The organism is Winogradskyella wichelsiae (assembly GCF_013403925.1).
GTDB classification, from domain to species: Bacteria; Bacteroidota; Bacteroidia; order Flavobacteriales; family Flavobacteriaceae; genus Winogradskyella; species Winogradskyella wichelsiae.
Genome location: NZ_JABFDJ010000001.1, coordinates 131,580 through 145,518 on the forward strand (window position 1 = coordinate 131,580; position 13,939 = coordinate 145,518).

Below are 13,939 nucleotides of genomic sequence, written 5' to 3' on the forward strand. Positions count from 1 at the left end.
GTTTAATTATAATAAAAAAATCCCACTCAAGGTGGGATTTTTTTATTAAACTATTTCTGCACTAAGTCCTGCTTGTAGAAGCTTAGAACATCGTGGTTCTAAATCTTCATAAGAGCCTGTCTTAACAGTACATTTTCCTTTGTAATGCACCAATAAAGCACATTGCTCTGCTTGTTCTGGCACATGATCGCAAGCGTAGATTAATGTATCAATAACATGATCGAACGTGTTAACCTCATCATTAAATAATACAATCTCGTTTTGTTTTAACTCTACTTCTTCTAAAAGTAGATCTTCTGCATATTTTTCTTTTGTCATTACGTTAACGGATTTACGACTCTATTACAATAACAATCAAACTGTCAATGTAATAGACTCAATAATTAACTTTATACTAATTTATAAATTTTAACGAAACCCATTGTCCTTTTTGTATAGTTTCGTTCAATTTTAACATGTGTTTATTACATTCTTCCTCAATCATAGGAATATCCTCGTTGTAAAAACCACTTAAAAACAAGGTTCCGTTTTGATTTAAACATTTAGCATATTCAGATATATCTCCTAACAATATGTTTCTATTAATATTAGCAATTATACTGTCGTATTTTTTCTCTTTTAATAACATTACATCACCTTCATAAACTGAAATATTGTTACATTTATTGCGCTCCACATTTTCTAAACTATTCAGGTAACACCAATTATCAATATCAATAGCATCGAGTTTACTTGCTCCAACTTTTTCAGCTAATATAGCTAAAACACCTGTTCCGCAACCCATATCTAAAACCGTTTTACCCTTAAAATCGTTTTTTAGAATATGCTGAATCATCATATGTGTTGTTTCATGATGCCCTGTACCAAAACTCATTTTGGGTTCAATGATCAAATCGAATTTGATATCTGGTTTATCATGAAATGGTGCACGCACAGAAACCAAATCATCTACGATAATAGGGTTAAAATTCTTTTCCCATTCTTCGTTCCAATTGGTTTGCTCAATTTCTTCGAATTCATAAGTGATCTCAAATTCATCTGAAGTTAAAATGTAAACATCATCTAAAATATTTTCATTCCACTCTTCTTTCTGAATGTAAGCTATGACCCCTTCTTCATTCTCTACAAAACTTTCAAATCCTGCATACCCCAACTCAGCGATTAAAATTTCAACTGCTGGTTGTAAAGGACTTACTTTAAATGTGTAACCTATATATATTTCAGACATTAATCTTTTTTTTTGCAAATTTACTAATCATTAATTTAGTTACTAGTATTTTTGCTTCAAATTAAAATAATATGAATAAATATATTGTTGCCTTTCTATTTCTGATCTTATCACAAATAACTATTGCACAAGACAATAATGATATCAAACTATCAGCTTTACCCTACTACAGTTATGGTAAAGGTTTAGGAATTACATCACCAGATAGTATTTTTAAATTAAACATTCGTTTTAGAATGCAAAACCGATTTACTTCTTTATATAATGAAGATGCAGAAGATGGATACGAGGCTATGATTAGACGTTTGCGTTTGCGTTTTGATGGTTATGTTGGTGATCCAAGTATTATTTATGTTATTCAATTATCATTCTCTCCAAACGATGTTGGTGCCATTGAAGACGGTGACAATCTAAATATTATTAGAGATGCAATTGTGTTTTATAGACCCGATGAGCATTGGAATATCGGTTTTGGACAAACCAAACTTCCAGGAAACAGGCAACGTATAAACTCTTCGGGAGCCTTACAACTTACAGATCGTTCTATTAATAACGCTAGCTTTAATATTGACAGAGATTTTGGTTTACAAGTCTATTACCTAAATGAGTTGCAAGACAAATTTTCCTATAATGTAAAAACAGCGATTAGTACTGGTGAAGGTCGAAACTGGACTAAGGAACCAGATAATGGCTTAGCATATACAGGACGCTTAGAACTCTTCCCTTTTGGAGCTTTTAAAAGTAATGGAATGTTATTTGAAGGTGATATAAAGCGTGAAGAAAGTCCTAAATTAATGCTTTCGGGTGTTTACCATTATAATAACAATGCTCGAAGAACTCGCGGTACTATTGGCGATGATTTATTTGAAGCAAGAGATATACAATCATTATTTTTCGATGCTATAGTAAAATATAATGGCTGGGCGTTTCAAACGGCTTATATGCAAAGAACGGCTGACAATCCTGTAACGTTTAACCCAGATGACGTTTTAGATTCCGAATACGTTTTTACAGGAAGCGGTTTCGACACCCAATTGAGTTATATTTTTAAAAGTAATTATGAAGTTATCGGACGTTTTTCTCACCAAGAGCCACACAAAGATATTGAAGCACTAACACCACAAACCAATCAATACAGCCTTGGTGTTACTAAATATATTTGGGAACACGCTTTAAAACTACAAGCTGAAGTTACCAACACTGAATTAAACTATTTAGATTCTAGCACTACTAATAATTGGTATTTAAGATTTCAGGTTGAAATAGGTATCTAATTCATTATAGAACTCATATTCTTTAGAACAAAATCTCAATTTTAAACAAAGAAAAAAGCCTTAAATATATTGGTTATCACCAAATAATTAAGGCCTTTTTTATTTACTCTAAGCTTATCGATTAAGCTTTTTAGAATGCATTTACAATTGCAAAGAAATCTTCTGCATTAAGCGCTGCACCACCAATTAATCCACCGTCAACATCTGGTTTTCCAAATATCTCTTTTGCATTTGCTGGTTTTACACTTCCTCCGTATAAAATAGAAACAGAATCAGCAACATCGTTTCCATATTTGTCAGCTAACGTTTTTCTTATAAAAGCATGCATATCTTGTGCTTGTTCTGGACTTGCAGTTTCACCTGTTCCGATGGCCCAAACTGGTTCGTAAGCTAAAACTATACTTTTAAAAGCATCAGCTTCTAAATGAAATAATGCATTTTTAATCTGACCTTCTACAACAGCTTCATGATTTTCAGATTTTCGATCTTGTAATTCTTCACCAAAACAGAAAATTGAACGCATACCATTAGCTAAAGCTGCATCTACTTTTTTAGCTAAAGATTCATCTGTTTCATTAAAATAGGCACGACGCTCGCTATGTCCTAAAATAACCGTTTTAATACCAATACTTTTTAGCATACTTGCACTAATTTCGCCTGTATAAGCTCCATTTTCTGCAAAATGCATGTTTTGAGCAACAACTTCAATTGAATCTTCATTTAAAGTATCAAAGGCTTGCTTTAAATTTGTAAAAGTTGGAGCAATCATAACTTCAGCATCTGACGTTTTAGTTTGCTTTAATAAATCCGTTATTAAAAGTTCCGACTGTGGTAAATCGTTATTCATTTTCCAGTTTCCGGCTACGATATGCTTTCTCATAATATATGTATATTGATTTTATAAAATTCTTTCACAAAAATAACAATTTAAAGACGATAATAAATTGACATTTGTCAGTTATCCTCAAGATAATTTAACTCTAGGGTCTAACCATCCGTATATCATATCTACAAAAATATTGATTGTGATAAATATGATGGCAATAACCAAGACGGCACCCATTATAACTGGTAAATCTAAGGTATTAAGTGCATTTACAATTTCTTTTCCTAGCCCATTCCACCCAAAAATATATTCTACAAAAACAGCTCCAGCTAGCATAGAGGCAAACCAACCCGATATTGCTGTAACTACAGGGTTTAAAGCATTCTTTACGGCATGATTTTTAATGACCTGAAATTCACTCAAGCCTTTTGCTCTCGCTGTTCTTATATAATCTTGATTTAAAACTTCTAATAATGAATTACGCATTAACTGAATAACAACTGCTAAAGGTCTTATACCTAAAACGATGGCTGGTAGTATTAAATTTTTCCATTTAATGGTCATTTGTTCGCCAAAATCATCAAGCTCATATAAACTACCTGTCATTTCTAAATGGGTGTATTTATGTAATACAAAACCAAATAACCAAGCAAATAAAATAGCACTAAAAAAGGACGGCACACTCATACCAAAAGTACTAAGGACCTGTATGGTTTTATCGATCCAAGTATCTTTATATAATGCAGAAATAATGCCGAATATAACACCTAAAGAAATTGCTAAGACGATAGCTGATGTTGCTAAAACAAACGTATTAGGAATTGTTTCGCCTATAATCTGAGTGACTTTTTTTCCTTGTTTTGTAAAGGATTCTCGCAAGTAAGGCGCTTTTAAAACGGTTGTGATACTCCCTATTTGAAACAGCTTTGCTGCCGTATATTTATTTGGTGATAAATAGGTATAATCTTTTGGTGTATTAGAATGAAATGAGATTGGAGATAAGTCATTGAGGTAATACAAAAACTGCGTACTAATGGGTTTATCAAATCCGTATTTTTGTTTTACAGCTTCTACTTGGGCTTCCGTTTGATTCTGCCCCAACATCATTTTAGCAGGATCGCCTGGAAGAATGTTGAACAAAAAGAAAATAACAGTAATAACCCCCACTAAAGTGATGAATGCATAACCGATTTTATGAATTAAATATTTTATCAAAAAAAGATTTTATTTTAAAATAGAATTATTAAAAGAATAGACTAAGCTTCACGTTGATCTGCAACAACTAAAAATCCAGTTTAAAATAAACATGGTTATAACAGTAAACCCAGTACTATATAATATTGCACCTTGCCAATATGATAATCTTGCTGGCCAATGCTTCCACATTTTTGCACCATATTCTTTCTTAGCATAACCACTCGTCAACATCCAAAAAAGAAAAATGAATACTACAAAAATCAGTATTGTTATTAATAATATCCATTTATTTTCCATTTGTCTAATTTTTAGATTTTCACTTTATTATTATTAAAGCTTTCTCTTAAATATACTAAAAATTTAGTTTTATAATTCAACATCATCAAAATCATTCCAATGTGCTTTATTTGTAACGGTTCCTTTATTTAGCATAATGATGCCTGGATTTGCACGTACTATCGTTTTAGCAACTTTCTCGTCACATAGATAAATTTCAAAATTCAATCCATAGTCTAATTTTACTTGTGCCTTATCGGTAGCACCAGAAGAAGACAAACCAATAACTGTATATCCTTTTGTGATGGCTTTATCTGTAAACGATTTCAACTTCGTCATTCCTTCAGCTTCACTCTTGTTAACATTATACATGGTAACCATAATTAGCTTTTCCTTTTCTAAGAAATAATCTGTTAAATTTTCATCTTCAGATTCTATAGAAAAATCTTGAATTGCAGGAACATAACCTTCATCTATCGTTTCAGTTTCTACACCAACATATTCTCCATCTACCGTTGGGTAACTTCCATTGGTTACAAATTCTTGCTCCTCCCCATTCACATTAAATACCCATGTATATTCTAAAATAGGTTTTTGTGCTCCTTCTGGAGTTGCCATTTCATCGGGTAAGTTTTTACCAATAGCGTAAGCTCTAAAGTCTATAGATGGTAAATGCATTAATACATGGTAACCAAACCAAAGCGAAACAATAAAACTTAAGAATGCAATTATAGTTGTAGGTAAATTTCCGAAAATAGGTTTAATGTATTTTACACCTACAAACAAAATTAAAATAAGTACTAATAAAACTAGATCTTTAGAGAAGCTTTCCCATGGTGTTAATTTTAAAGCATCACCAAAACAACCACAATCTTTTACTTTATCGAAATAAGCCGAATAAAACGTTAAGAATGTAAAAAAGACAATCATTAATAACAAGCTCCAAACCGTAAATTTAGGTTTATAACCAATTAATAAAAATACGCCTAAAACAACTTCAAATACAACTACGATAACAGATATACCAAGAGCGTAAGGAATTAAAAACTCAATATTTAATACATCCGATCCAAAATACTCTTGCAACTTATAAGAAAACCCAAGCGGATCATTAAGCTTTATAAATCCTGATATGATAAATAATATTCCCGTAAATATTCGGCTAAGGTGTACTAAGTATTTCATATTCTTATTGAATTATTTTTTTTATGGATTCTTATTTCCGCTAGAATGATAAATTAATTGGCTTCATTTAAATGTATCAAAGCAAAAACCGAATAGTTAATCATGTCTTGATAATTAGCATCGATACCTTCGCTAACAATTGTTTTACCTGCATTGTCTTCAATTTGCTTAACGCGTAATAATTTCTGTAAAATTAAATCGGTCAACGAACTCACACGCATATCTCTCCAAGCCTCACCATAATCGTGATTCTTATCTAACATTAATTGCTTCGTAATTGCAATCTTTTCATCGTAAAGTTCTGTAGCTTCTTCAGTATTTAAATCGGGCTGTTCTACAACACCTTTTTCTAGCTGAATTAAAGCCATTAAACAATAATTTATAATACCAATAAACTCACTAACCTCACCTTCATCTACTTTTCTAACCTCATTTTGTTGTAAGCCTCTAATACGTTGTGCTTTTATAAAAATCTGATCGGTTAAAGATGGTAATCTTAAAATACGCCACGCACTTCCATAATCACTCATTTTATTTACAAAAAGCGCTCTACACTTAGCGATAACAGCATCGTATTGTTTTGAAGTATCTTGCATTTATTATATTATAATTTCCGTAAATTTCGGACAAATAAATTAGAAGTTCAAAGTTTGAGGTTTAAAGTTTTCTTAACACTTTTTTTAGATAAAACATGAATATAAACTGTAAAGGAAAATTAATCGATTTAGCCACACCAAAAGTAATGGGAATACTTAATGTTACTCCTGATTCTTTTTTTGATGGTGGCAAATATAAAGATGAATCTAAAATATTAATTCAAGTTGAAACCATGCTAAAAGCTGGTGCTACTTTTATAGATCTTGGTGGTTACAGTTCTAGACCAAATGCTGAAGATGTTACTAAAACTGAAGAATTGAAACGCGTGATACCTGTAATTCAGTTAATCTTAAAGCATTTCCCAGAAACATTAATGTCTATTGATACCTTTAGAAGTGGTGTTGCTCAACAAAGTATTGAAGCTGGCGCCGCACTTGTTAACGATATTTCTGCAGGACAACTTGATAAAAACATGTTGTCTACAGTAGGGAAACTTGGTGTTCCTTATATTATGATGCACATGAAAGGAAACCCAAAAACCATGCAAGAGCACACCAATTATAACGATTTGGTAAAAGAAGTTATTTCTTATTTTGCCGAACGTATTTCTGCTGCGCACCATGAAAAAATAAAAGATATTATTATAGATCCTGGTTTCGGGTTTGCAAAAACTATTGAGCAAAATTTTGAATTACTTAACCAATTAGAATTACTTCAACTAACCGATCAACCCATTTTAGCAGGTATTTCTAGAAAATCAATGATTTACAAAACATTAAACTCTACTTCTCAGAATGCCTTAAATGGCACTACCGCATTACATATGGTGGCTTTACAAAAAGGCTCTAAAATTTTAAGAGTCCATGATGTAAAGGAAGCTATGGAATGTGTTATGCTTTACAAACAATTGAAATCTAATTAACCTATGCGCTATATTTATTTACTTATTGTTTTATGTTGTTTTAGCTGTAACAATGAACGTACTTTATTTCTTCCTGAAATTAAAAACACAGAAATTACTGAAGTTTTAGATGTTTCACCAGCCTATCTTTTTTATGACGAAACTCAACCCGACTCAATACTCCTAAATCGTAAAAATCTAATTAGCACTACAAATTGGTTGGTAAACGTAGACAAACGACTAACTTTAGAACAAGCGATTCCGAAAATCATATTGATGCAAAATAAAAAGCGAAATGCTAAAATGCACAAGAATGAAGCGGCTAAAAATTATTTTACTTGCAACGCTACTAGCATTAATACTTTAGGATTTATTGAGTTTACTAATGTTTATTTTATAAGTGAATCCTCAGAAAGATTAGACTCAGAAAAACAAACTAATGAAATCATTTTAGACATCAAGAGTCTAAATGATATTTCTCTTTTTAATAGTAAGTCTAAAAGCTCAACAATTAAAAAATCAAACTTAGATCAATTAGTAAATGTCATTCACCTTTTAGCTGAATCTGAAGGTTTTACTTCTGCAACTTTACGTCTTAATCTAAAAAAGAGTTTAACTTTTCAGGAGTATATTTCGGTAAAATCAAAACTATTGGAGCTTTCTTCTAAAAATATTACGGTTAACAAAAATGAGTTTATATACTGAAAATCAAAACTTTGCCTATTAAATAAGCTAAATATTTTAATTATTGACAAGCATTATCGGCTTCCACTAAACATAAATTGTTAAATTAGCAAAAAGACTAAACTTTTGGAAAACTTACAACTTTGGGATTTTAGATTTATTGACTTTGTAGATGTCTTCCTTGTTGCCATACTGCTTTATTACATCTATAAACTAGTAAAAGGAACTGTTGCCATCAACATTTTTATTGGTATTCTAATTATTTATTTTGCTTGGCGCTTAACAGATTACCTCAACATGCATATGCTTTACAGCATATTTGATGGTTTTATGAAGGTAGGAATTATTGCTTTGATTGTAGTCTTTCAGCCTGAAATTAGAAAATTTCTATTAATGGTAGGGTCTACGAATTTAGGTGGAAAGCGAAATTTATTTAAAAACTTTAAATTCCTTAAAAACGACGATCAAACAACTACAGATATCGATTCAATTATTAATGCTTGTACAAAAATGGGCTCTTCAAACACAGGTGCATTAATTGTATTAGAGCGTAATAATAATTTAGATTTTCTAACCACAACAGGTGACGAAATGAACATATTAGTATCGCAACCTATCATAGAAAGTATTTTTTTTAAAAATAGTCCGCTGCACGATGGTGCAATTGTTATTGATAAAAATGTAGTAAAAGCAACACGCGTCATACTTCCTGTAAATAACGAGAAAAAAATTCCTGAGCGTTTTGGATTAAGACATAGAGCTGCTATAGGAATTACAGAAAAAACAGATGCCGTTGCTCTTTGTGTCAGTGAAGAAACCGGACAAATTTCTTATATAAAAAATGGTGGTTTTGAAATGTTTAAAAACACAGATGAGCTTAGAGAAAAAATAAAACACGATTTAGGTTAATGAATTGTAAAAATTGTAGTAATAATCTCAGAGCTAAACAAAAATTCTGTGATGAATGCGGGGCTAAAATCATTCAAAATCGACTAAAGCCAAAAGTATTGGCTCAACAAGTCAATGAACATTACTTTTCGATTGATAATAAATTATTACTTACCTTTTTAGATCTTTTTAGAAAACCAGAGGTCGTTATAGTAGGTTATATTAATGGTACACGAAAAAAATATATAGATGTACTCCAGTATTTTGCCTTATCATTAACTTTAACAGGAATTCAGGTCTTTTTAATGAGTACATTTTTTAAAGAATCTACTGATATAAGCTCACAATTTATAAACGGCTTTAATGATGCATCAACTACAACAGATAATCCATTTAAAGATTTTGATGTTAATGCTCTAAATAATTACCAGGGGCTAATTTACATTTTAACGGTACCTTTTTCTGCAGTTGGAAGTTGGCTTGCATATTATATTATCGGAGAGAGAACATACAATTTCACGGAACATTTAGTAATTAATCTATACTACTCTGCTCAAATCATAATTATTACAGCATTACTAACCATACTATTTTTAGTCTTTGGGTTAGATTACTTGATTATATCCTCAATTGTATACATACTTACATTTGTATATTTATTTTATATTCTAAAACGTATTTTTAAAACAAATTTCTGGAATACATTAGGACGTTTTTCATTAGTTATGGCTATATATATTGGATCGTTTTTAATTATTGGATTAATAACTATGCTAATAGTTGTAATAATAGCCGTAGCATTACATAAATGAATTGTAAAAATTGCCATACAGAATTACAAGAACAAGACGATTATTGCAAAAGTTGTGGTGGTAAAGTGATTAGAAATCGGTTGACTTTCAAAAATCTTTTTGAGCACATTAGTGAAACATTCTTCAATTATGACAACAAGTTATTACAAACTTTTATTCAACTTTTTAAACAACCTGAAGATGTCATAGATGGTTATATAACTGGCACACGAAAAAAATACGCCAACGTTATAAGTTATTTTGCACTAGCAATAACTATTTCTGGATTCTACCTTATAATAGTTAATAAATATTTTCCTAAAACCTTCGATTTTTCTCAAATGACCATTTCTGGTCAAGAAGATTTTCAAAAGAAAAACTCAACATTTGTTCAAGAATATCAATCGATACTTATGATGCTTTATGTGCCTTTATATGCTTTTATGGCTCGTATAACATTTTTTAATATTAAAAAATACAATTACACAGAGTTACTTGTCATTTTTATGTATATACAGGCACAAATATCAATTGCGAGTGCTATAGTGGTCATTACTTTAGGTGTATTGGGCATAAGCTCAAGTATTGTAGGAATACTGATGATCCCTTTAATGATCATCTATACGACATACGTTCTTAAACGATTACTAAAACTTAGTGCTTCTGATATTGTTGTAAGAACATTGTTGTTTTCTGTTGTACTAGGTGTAACTTTGATAATTATTACAATACTGTGTTTAGTTATAATGTACCTAACAGGTGATTTGCAAGAAACGTTTGGACCAGCTTTTGAAGCCGGTAAAAAAATAGGAGAAGAAGCAGCAAAAGCAAAATCGGCAAACTAAGCTATCTCAGCTTTTAAAAACTGAACTTCATACAGGTTTTTGTAATAACCTTTTTCTTTTGCAAGAAGTGATTGGTGTGTTCCAATTTCTACAATTTCACCAGCATCCATAACAATAATTTTATCTGCTTGCTGTATTGTTGCCAATCTATGCGCAATAACAATAGAGGTTCTACCTTTAGTTATTTTATTGGTAGCATCTTGTATTAACTGTTCTGAGTAAGAATCTACAGAAGACGTTGCTTCATCTAAAATTAAAATACTTGGATTGGTAACATAAGCTCTTAAAAACGAAATTAATTGCCGTTGTCCTGAAGATAACATCACACCTCTTTCTTTTACGTTATAATGGTAACCTCCAGGAAGACTTGAAATAAAATCATGAATACCAATTGCCTTTGCTGCATTTACCACATCTTCTTCAGAGATGTTTTCATTATTTAAAGTGATATTATTCAGAATAGTATCTGCGAACAAGAATACATCTTGTAGTACAACAGCAATCTGACTTCTAAGCGAAGCTAAAGTCATATCTTTAATATCAGTCTCATCAACTTTTATAATCCCTGAATTGATATCATAAAAACGATTCAATAAATTAATAATTGTAGACTTCCCTGCGCCTGTTGCTCCAACAATAGCGACCGTTTCACCAGCATTCACATTAAATGTTATTCCTTTTAAAACCTCTTCTTCTTTAACATAAGAAAATCTGACATCTTGAAATGAAATATGTCCTTTAAATTGTTTTGCTTCAATGGTACCAGAATCGTCAATATTAGAGGTCGTATCTAAGACTTTAAATACACGGTCTGCAGCAACCATACCCATTTGAAGGGTATTAAATTTATTTGCAATTTGATTTAGAGGTCTAAATAACATAGGAATAAACATGGTAAACGAAATTAAGTGCCCCAAAGTCGTCTCCGGATTATCAGAAATAGTATCAAAACCCCCAACTAATATCACCATAGCCATAGTTAAAGAGGCTAAAAATTCTGCAATAGGAAAGAAAATAGAATTATACCAAACCGTTTTTAACCATCCATTTTTATGACGATTATTTATAGCTTTAAATCTTTTATACTCGGTATCTTCACGTGTGAATAACTGTAATATTTTCATACCAGTTACACGTTCTTGTACAAATGAATTTAAATTAGAAACTTCGGTTCGTACATCTTCAAAAGCAATTTTCATATACTTCTGAAAAATCTTAGTAGCAAAAAGCACAATAGGCATTGTAATAAAAACAATTAAACTCAATTTTAAGTTTATAAATGCCATAAAACCAGCAACTACAATCATTTTTAAGATATCACTAAAAATCATAAAAAGACCTTCACCAAAGATATCAGCAATACGCTCCATATCTGTTACTGCTCTTGTAATTAAAACACCGACAGAAGATTTATCGAAATAGGTCATTTTAAATTTAAGCATATGCTTAAATAATTTTACACGGATATCTTTAACAACAGATTGCCCTAACCAACTTGCATAATAGATAAAAAGTAATTGAGATAAAACTTCTAAAATCAGTAAAACAAGCATAATTACCATGTAGAAAACAAATCCGTCGTATTCTTTATTGGCAATTTTTACGTCAATAGCTTCTTTTAAAACATAAGGTCTAAAAGCCCCAAATAAAGCTAAACCAACAACACAAAACAAGGATATAACAAAGACTGTACGATAGGGTTTTATGTACTTTAATAATCTTGTAAATAATGATATATCAAATATTTTTTTTCCTTTTTCTGCCATTTTATGCTGAACTAATTCTAGTACTTATTTTTCGATAAAAAATTAATTATCAATTCTTATTGTTTCTGGGTAAACTATTTTAACTAAATACAAACCATGTGCAGGAACTGAAAACCCAGCTTCACTCCTGTTTTTAGATTTTATGATTGTATGTAAATCGTCTAATTTTAATTTTCCTAAACCGATATTAACCATTGTACCAACAATAGCTCTAACCATATTTCGTAAAAAACGATCGGCTGTTATTGTAAAAACTAATTGGTCGTTATTTTTAGTCCAGAAAGCTTCTTTTATATCACAATTATACGTTTTTACATCTGTTTTATTCTTAGAAAAACATTGAAAATCTTTATACTCAAATAAGATTTTACAAGCTTCATTCATCGCATCTAAATCTAAAGGCAAATGAACTTGGTAGCTAAAATCGTAATTGAATACATTTTTTGATGTCGAAATTTTATAATGATACGTTCTGCTCGTCGCATAAAACCTAGCATGCATCTCTGGCTTTACTTCAAAAATAGTACTGACTGCTATATCTTTAGACAAAAAAGAATTTAGTTTATAAACTAAATCTTTAGGTTCAAAACCTCCATCAAAATCAAAATGAGCAAACATTTGCGACGCGTGTACACCAGCATCAGTTCTACCCGCTCCCATTATTGCTATTTTGGTTTTCAAAATTGTAGATAATGCTTTTTCTAATACTTCTTGTACAGAAATTGCGTTCGGTTGATTTTGCCAACCATGGTAATCACTACCATTATATGAAAGTTCAATGAAAAATCGCAATAGAAATCTTACTTTTGTTGAAGTACAAAGTTACTGTTTTAGTTGCTAAAGAAAACCTAAAATATAAAGTTATCCTTTTTCTGATTTGTTATAAAAAGATACTGAATTAATTAAACTAGATTTTCACATTTTCCGAAAATAAACATGAAAAAAATACTCCTTTTATCTGACACACACAGCTATATAGACGATGCTATTCTAAAGCATGTAAAACAAGCAGATGAAGTGTGGCACGCTGGTGATATTGGTGACTTAGAGGTTACGGATCAAATTAAAGCGCTGAAACCATTGAAAGCCGTTTACGGAAATATTGATGACGCAAAAGCTAGAACTGAATTTCCATTACATAATCGCTTTATGTGCGAGGACATGGACATTTGGATTACGCATATTGGAGGTTATCCACCTAAATATAATTTAACGGTTAGAGAAGAACTAACTAAAAATCCACCTGATATTTTTATTGTAGGTCATTCTCACATTTTAAAAGTGATGCCTGATAAAAAATTAGATTTACTACATATGAATCCTGGTGCCGCAGGTAAACATGGTTTTCACAAAGTAAGAACAATGCTGAGATTTAAAATTGATGGTAAAACAATTAAAGATTTAGAAGTTATTGAATTTGAATCTTAACTTTACACTAAAATATTAAAGCTGTTAGCTTTTATGAAATTTAAACTTTATCT

At 30.9% G+C, this 13,939-nt stretch carries 15 protein-coding genes; 7 read left to right on the plus strand and 8 right to left on the minus strand.

Going from position 1 to position 13,939, the window contains the following annotated elements; genetic code table 11:
• Positions 1-45 precede the first annotated feature (45 nt).
• On the minus strand, positions 46-318 hold the full coding sequence (locus HM985_RS00630; protein WP_179374379.1) for an ATP-dependent Clp protease adaptor ClpS: 273 nt from the start codon (positions 316-318) through the stop codon (positions 46-48).
• Positions 319-394: 76 nt separating this feature from the next.
• Positions 395-1,228, minus strand: coding sequence for a 50S ribosomal protein L11 methyltransferase (prmA, locus tag HM985_RS00635; RefSeq protein WP_179374380.1), 834 nt, complete (start codon positions 1,226-1,228; stop codon positions 395-397).
• A gap of 71 nt (positions 1,229-1,299) precedes the next feature.
• Here prmA and HM985_RS00640 point away from each other — a divergent pair, with 71 nt between their 5' ends.
• Complete coding sequence (locus tag HM985_RS00640) at positions 1,300-2,502, plus strand: porin (RefSeq protein WP_179374381.1); 1,203 nt, start codon at positions 1,300-1,302, stop codon at positions 2,500-2,502.
• A 130-nt stretch (positions 2,503-2,632) separates the two neighbouring features.
• Here the strand turns inward: HM985_RS00640 and tpiA are convergent, their stop codons facing one another.
• The 4 genes from tpiA to HM985_RS00660 all read right to left on the minus strand — a co-directional run bounded on the left by tpiA (position 2,633) and on the right by HM985_RS00660 (position 6,582).
• Complete coding sequence (tpiA, locus tag HM985_RS00645) at positions 2,633-3,382, minus strand: triose-phosphate isomerase (RefSeq protein ID WP_179374382.1); 750 nt, start codon at positions 3,380-3,382, stop codon at positions 2,633-2,635.
• Positions 3,383-3,466: 84 nt separating this feature from the next.
• Positions 3,467-4,543: an ABC transporter permease gene (locus tag HM985_RS00650; RefSeq protein WP_179374383.1), complete on the minus strand. Its 1,077-nt coding sequence runs from the start codon at positions 4,541-4,543 to the stop codon at positions 3,467-3,469.
• 348 nt (positions 4,544-4,891) lie between these two features.
• The gene (locus HM985_RS00655; protein WP_179374384.1) at positions 4,892-5,986 is read right to left on the minus strand and encodes a BT_3928 family protein; all 1,095 of its coding nucleotides are present in this window, start codon (positions 5,984-5,986) and stop codon (positions 4,892-4,894) included.
• 53 nt (positions 5,987-6,039) lie between these two features.
• On the minus strand, positions 6,040-6,582 hold the full coding sequence (locus HM985_RS00660; protein ID WP_179374385.1) for a DUF1599 domain-containing protein: 543 nt from the start codon (positions 6,580-6,582) through the stop codon (positions 6,040-6,042).
• A 95-nt stretch (positions 6,583-6,677) separates the two neighbouring features.
• Between HM985_RS00660 and folP the strand changes: the two genes are divergently transcribed.
• From folP to HM985_RS00685, 5 genes are all read left to right on the plus strand, one after another.
• The gene (gene folP / locus HM985_RS00665) at positions 6,678-7,505 is read left to right on the plus strand and encodes a dihydropteroate synthase (RefSeq protein WP_179374386.1); all 828 of its coding nucleotides are present in this window, start codon (positions 6,678-6,680) and stop codon (positions 7,503-7,505) included.
• 3 nt (positions 7,506-7,508) lie between these two features.
• On the plus strand, positions 7,509-8,189 hold the full coding sequence (locus HM985_RS00670) for a hypothetical protein (RefSeq protein ID WP_179374387.1): 681 nt from the start codon (positions 7,509-7,511) through the stop codon (positions 8,187-8,189).
• 105 nt (positions 8,190-8,294) lie between these two features.
• Complete coding sequence (cdaA, locus tag HM985_RS00675) at positions 8,295-9,077, plus strand: diadenylate cyclase CdaA (RefSeq protein WP_179374388.1); 783 nt, start codon at positions 8,295-8,297, stop codon at positions 9,075-9,077.
• Positions 9,077-9,868 carry a DUF3667 domain-containing protein gene (locus HM985_RS00680; protein WP_179374389.1) on the plus strand — a complete coding sequence of 264 codons (792 nt, stop codon included), beginning with the start codon at positions 9,077-9,079 and terminating at the stop codon, positions 9,866-9,868. Before cdaA ends, HM985_RS00680 begins: the two co-directional genes overlap by 1 nt.
• A complete protein-coding gene (locus HM985_RS00685) occupies positions 9,865-10,692 on the plus strand; it encodes a DUF3667 domain-containing protein (RefSeq protein ID WP_179374390.1) in 828 nt (275 codons plus the stop codon). The genes HM985_RS00680 and HM985_RS00685 overlap by 4 nt, the downstream gene beginning before the upstream one ends.
• Here HM985_RS00685 and HM985_RS00690 read toward each other — a convergent pair.
• A complete protein-coding gene (locus HM985_RS00690; protein WP_179374391.1) occupies positions 10,689-12,458 on the minus strand; it encodes an ABC transporter ATP-binding protein in 1,770 nt (589 codons plus the stop codon). The two genes, HM985_RS00685 and HM985_RS00690, sit on opposite strands and share 4 nt — an antisense overlap.
• A gap of 42 nt (positions 12,459-12,500) precedes the next feature.
• Complete coding sequence (truA, locus tag HM985_RS00695; RefSeq protein ID WP_179374392.1) at positions 12,501-13,250, minus strand: tRNA pseudouridine(38-40) synthase TruA; 750 nt, start codon at positions 13,248-13,250, stop codon at positions 12,501-12,503.
• A gap of 144 nt (positions 13,251-13,394) precedes the next feature.
• Between truA and HM985_RS00700 the strand changes: the two genes are divergently transcribed.
• Positions 13,395-13,886: a metallophosphoesterase family protein gene (locus HM985_RS00700; RefSeq protein ID WP_179374393.1), complete on the plus strand. Its 492-nt coding sequence runs from the start codon at positions 13,395-13,397 to the stop codon at positions 13,884-13,886.
• The last annotated feature ends 53 nt before the right edge of the window (positions 13,887-13,939 follow it).

Coding starts and splice junctions, on each gene's coding strand:
- HM985_RS00690 (WP_179374391.1), bottom strand. CDS start 12,458: ATGGCAGAAAAAGGAAAAAAAATATTTGATATATCATTATTTACAAGA.
- prmA (WP_179374380.1), bottom strand. CDS start 1,228: ATGTCTGAAATATATATAGGTTACACATTTAAAGTAAGTCCTTTACAA.
- HM985_RS00660 (WP_179374385.1), bottom strand. CDS start 6,582: ATGCAAGATACTTCAAAACAATACGATGCTGTTATCGCTAAGTGTAGA.
- tpiA (WP_179374382.1), bottom strand. CDS start 3,382: ATGAGAAAGCATATCGTAGCCGGAAACTGGAAAATGAATAACGATTTA.
- HM985_RS00685 (WP_179374390.1), top strand. CDS start 9,865: ATGAATTGTAAAAATTGCCATACAGAATTACAAGAACAAGACGATTAT.
- HM985_RS00670 (WP_179374387.1), top strand. CDS start 7,509: ATGCGCTATATTTATTTACTTATTGTTTTATGTTGTTTTAGCTGTAAC.
- HM985_RS00655 (WP_179374384.1), bottom strand. CDS start 5,986: ATGAAATACTTAGTACACCTTAGCCGAATATTTACGGGAATATTATTT.
- HM985_RS00700 (WP_179374393.1), top strand. CDS start 13,395: ATGAAAAAAATACTCCTTTTATCTGACACACACAGCTATATAGACGAT.
- HM985_RS00680 (WP_179374389.1), top strand. CDS start 9,077: ATGAATTGTAAAAATTGTAGTAATAATCTCAGAGCTAAACAAAAATTC.
- HM985_RS00640 (WP_179374381.1), top strand. CDS start 1,300: ATGAATAAATATATTGTTGCCTTTCTATTTCTGATCTTATCACAAATA.
- HM985_RS00630 (WP_179374379.1), bottom strand. CDS start 318: ATGACAAAAGAAAAATATGCAGAAGATCTACTTTTAGAAGAAGTAGAG.
- folP (WP_179374386.1), top strand. CDS start 6,678: ATGAATATAAACTGTAAAGGAAAATTAATCGATTTAGCCACACCAAAA.